The 1,509-nt window shown below is 45.1% G+C and carries 1 pseudogene; it reads right to left on the reverse strand.

The window, feature by feature from the left end:
- Positions 1-8 precede the first annotated feature (8 nt).
- Positions 9-1,455: pseudogene (gene tnpC, locus QUA44_RS30465) on the reverse strand (IS66 family transposase).
- Positions 1,456-1,509 lie beyond the last annotated feature (54 nt).

A 1,509-nucleotide genomic window follows, 5' to 3' on the forward strand; every position in this document is an offset into this window, starting at 1 on the left:
GTAAGGATTCAGGTCTGAAAAATGGGAATGAGCTCGGGCATAGGAAAGTAGTCACAAGAATGGGCAGAAATAGCCTCACGGAAAAAAGTCATTACTGAGCGAGCTTGAAAACGACAGGTTTGAATCACACTCAGCAGATTAGCCGTTTCCTCAAATCCCTGCATCGAACGAGAGCCACCAGAAACTTTCCGTTTCGTGACAGCTAGGCGTAGGGAACGTTCGGCTTTATTATTATCAGGAGGCACCGAGGGGTCATCCAGAAAATACCACCACTGTTTTGCCTTATCCCGTAAGGATTTGAGTAACAAACCTGCGGCATAACCAACTTGGTTCAACCAAGTGGCAAGGGCTTGATTCAATCGTATTTTGAAATCAGTTGCCCATGAGTAGTATGTGAGTTGCTCCTTCGTCTTGCGCCACGACTCATGGGCGATAAAAGCTTCATCTATTAATGACAGAAATATTTGAGCGACTGCTGCATTATCATTGCCAGGAAGTACCAGCACTTTCTTAAAATGCCGCCGTAAATGGGCCAGACACTTTTGTTGGGCTGCGACTTTCACACCATTATAAACACTGAAATCATCTGAGCTTAAGACTCCCGCAAATTCCTTACCCAGCATGGTTTCTAGTTCCACGCGCCCCCTGGTATCTGCGGCATGAAATAAACAGAATCCTTCTCCACTAGCCGTCCATAGCCATTCTTTGACTCCCATCACACACCGGGGGCGTTTCATCTACATGAACGTTTGATTGTAGAGGGGCCCATTTCCACAGTGCATTTATCGCTGGCTTGACTGCTGCTGCTACTCGTTGATTGGTTTTTTGGAGTGTTCCTACGGACACTTCTATCCTGCCGAGTTCCCACAACAATTCAGTCTGCTTGGCGTAAGAAAGATGCCCATAATTTCCTAACCAGACTAATAATGCTTGGAGATTAACGCTCAAGTCTTGCCCTGGAACCACTCCTTGATGTGGTTCTCCTCTAACTACTGCACCACATTCGAGACATTTACACGATTGTGTCTGATATTCGACGACTTCAATTGGTTTCGCGACTAAAGTTGCTACTTGCTGTCTGTGGATGTTAATTACTTCACTTAATTCTTGACTGCCACAATTGAGGCAGATTTCCGGTGAGCTAATTTCGGTTCTGTCTACTCGTCCAAACCCTTTACGAGTTTTCCCCTGATGACCTGGTTGTCCACCTGGTTTCTTTTTTTGGTCTGCTTCTGGTTTGACTGTGGGTTTCTCTGGTTTTTGGAGTAGATCCGTTGATGGAGGTTTTGATGAAGTTTGACTGGTGGTTCGACTTTTTCCCGTAGCAATAGCTAGTTTTTCTTGCAATTCTGCAATGATTTTTTGCAGCCCCAGTACCATTTCTACCAGTTCAGCTTGGCTCAACTGCTCGATTTCGGTTTTTTCCTTCTGTCTGGTGGCTGCGGGCTTTTTCATTCGTTTATTTTACCAGATGCCGTCACTTAAGTTTTTTTTGACCTGAATCCTTAC

This window comes from Microcoleus sp. N9_A2, assembly GCF_036701775.1.
In the GTDB taxonomy this organism is placed as follows: Bacteria; Cyanobacteriota; Cyanobacteriia; order Cyanobacteriales; family Microcoleaceae; genus Microcoleus.